Origin of the sequence: Pseudomonas inefficax (assembly GCF_900277125.1) — a bacterium.
Lineage (GTDB): Bacteria > Pseudomonadota > Gammaproteobacteria > Pseudomonadales > Pseudomonadaceae > Aquipseudomonas > Aquipseudomonas inefficax.
The window spans coordinates 1-2519 of record NZ_OPYN01000195.1 but is presented as its reverse complement, the minus strand read 5'-3'; the positions used below and the strand labels follow the sequence as shown (position 1 = coordinate 2519).

At 67.1% G+C, this 2519-nt stretch carries 1 protein-coding gene; it reads left to right on the top strand.

Going from position 1 to position 2519, the window contains the following annotated elements:
* Positions 1-2519 (top strand): condensation domain-containing protein (locus JV551A3_RS23945; protein WP_235874638.1); only part of this gene is annotated, 2519 nt, incomplete at both ends.

Here is a 2519-nt window from a genome sequence, read left to right as displayed (position 1 = left end):
CGACAAACGTGCCTTGCCGGCACCGGGCGCGGTCAGCCGTGGCCATGTGGCGCCGCAAGGCGATATCGAGGAAAAGCTGGCTGCGGTGTGGGCCGATGTGCTCAAGCTGGAGCAGGTTGGCAGCACCGACAATTTCTTCGAACTGGGCGGCGACTCTATCCTCAGCCTGCAGATCATCGCCCGGGCCAAACGCCAGGGCATCAGGATCACCCCCAAGCAGTTGTTCGAACAACAGACCATCGCCCAGCTGGCCCAAGTGGCCAAGCGCATCGAAGCCAGGCAAGCGGTTGCGGCCGCAGCCGCCGATACCGCCACTAGCGGCGAGGTGGCGTTGCTGCCGGCCCAGGCGCGCTTCTTCGAGATGGAGATCGCCCAGCCGGCGCATTGGAACCAGTCGGTACTGCTCAAGCCGGCCAGCCCGGTGCAGGTGCAACACCTGGAGGCAGCCCTGCGCGCCGTGGTCGAGCAGCACGATGCCCTGCGCCTGCGCTTCAGCCGTGGTGAAAGCCAGTGGCAGGCACGCTTCCAGCCGCTGGACAATGCACCACTGCTGCACCAGCGCAACCTGGCCGCACTGAGTGAACTGGATGCTGCCGGCAACCAGGTGCAGGCCAGCCTGAACCTGGAGCACGGGCCGCTGCTGCGTGCCGAACTGTTCGACTTCGCCGATGGCCAGCAGCGTCTGCTGCTGGTGGTCCATCACCTGGTGGTCGACGGCGTATCGTGGCGGGTGTTGCTGGAAGACCTGCAAGCGGCCTACCGGCAACTGCTGGGCGGCCAGGTCGTGAGCCTGCCCGCCAAGACCACCGCGGTGAAGACCTGGGCCGAGCGCCTGGCCAGCCATGCCAGCAGCCCGACGCTGCAAGCACAGCGCGACTACTGGTTGCAGGCGTTGGCCGGCGACTCCGGCGAACTGCCGCGTGACAACCCGCAGGGCAGCCTGGCCAACACCCATGCCCGTACCGCCGCCACACGGCTGGATGCCGAGCGCACCGCCAAGTTGCTGAAACAGGCTCCGGCGGCCTACCGCACGCAGATCAACGACCTGCTGCTGACCGCGCTGGCGCGCACCCTGTGCCAGTGGAGCGCACAGGACCACGTGCAGGTACTGCTGGAGGGCCATGGCCGCGAAGACCTGTTCGACGACCTCGACCTCAGCCGCACCGTGGGCTGGTTCACCAGCCTGTTCCCGGTGCGCCTCACACCCGGCCAGGACCTTGGCCAGTCGATCAAGGCGATCAAGGAGCAAATGCGCGGCGTGCCAGACAAAGGCCTCGGCTACGGCTTGCTGCGTTACTTTGGCGATGCTGAAGTGCGTGACCGGCTCGAGCGTGCCACTCAGGCTCGTGTCACCTTCAACTACCTGGGCCAGTTCGATGCCAGCTTCGATGCCGAGGCCGGCGCCCTGTTCACCCCGAGCGGGGAAAGCGCAGGCCGTACCCAATGTGCCGGCGCACAGCTGGGCAACTGGCTGAGCATCACCGGCCAGGTGTACGGCGGCGAGCTGTTCCTGGAGTGGACCTACAGCGCCGACGTTCATCATCCGGCCACCATCGAAAAGCTGGCCCAGGCTTACGGGCAGGCCTTGGCAGAGCTGGTCGAGCACTGCTGCGATGCGCGGCACCAGGGCGTGACTCCGTCGGACTTCCCGCTGACCGCGCTGACCCAGGCGCAGCTTGACAGCCTGCCGCTGGAGCCCGGCCAGATCGCCGATGTGTATCCGCTGTCACCCATGCAGCAAGGGATGTTGTTCCACACCCTTTACGACCAGCAGGCCGGCAACTACATCAACCAGCTGCGCGTGGATGTGGAGGGGCTGGATGTGCAGCGTTTCCACCAAGCCTGGCAGGCCACACTCGATGCCCACGACATCCTGCGCAGCGGTTTCATCCTGCAAGGCGAACTGGAGCAGGCCGTACAGGTGGTTCGCAAGGCCGTCGAACTGCCCTGCAGCGAGCATGACTGGCGTGGCCAGCCGGCGCTGGAGCAGGCATTGCAGGCCCTCGCCGAGGGCGAGCGCCAGCGCGGTTTCGACCTGACCGCCGCGCCGCTGCTGCGCCTGGTACTGGTACGCACTGGCGATGCTCGCCACCACCTGATTTACACCAACCACCACATCCTCATGGACGGCTGGAGCACCTCGCGCCTATTGGGCGAAGTGCTGCAGCGTTACGCCGGCCTGGTGCCGCAGGCCCAGGCCACGCACTACCGCGACTACATCGCCTGGCTGCAGGGCCAGGACGCAGCCGTTGCCGAAGCCTTCTGGAAAGCCCAGCTTGCGGCCCTGGACGAGCCGACCCGTCTGGCTCAGGCCATCGCCGGCAGCGCAGGCGCGGGCGGTAGCGGTCATGGCGACCACCGCGTGGCTTTCGACCCTGAGCAGACCGCCCGTATCGAAGCCTTCGCCCGGGCCAACCGGGTCACGGTCAACACCCTGGTGCAATCGGCCTGGCTGCTGCTGTTGCAGCGCTGCACCGGCCAGGCCAGCGTGTGCTTCGGCGCCACTGTCGCCGGCCGCC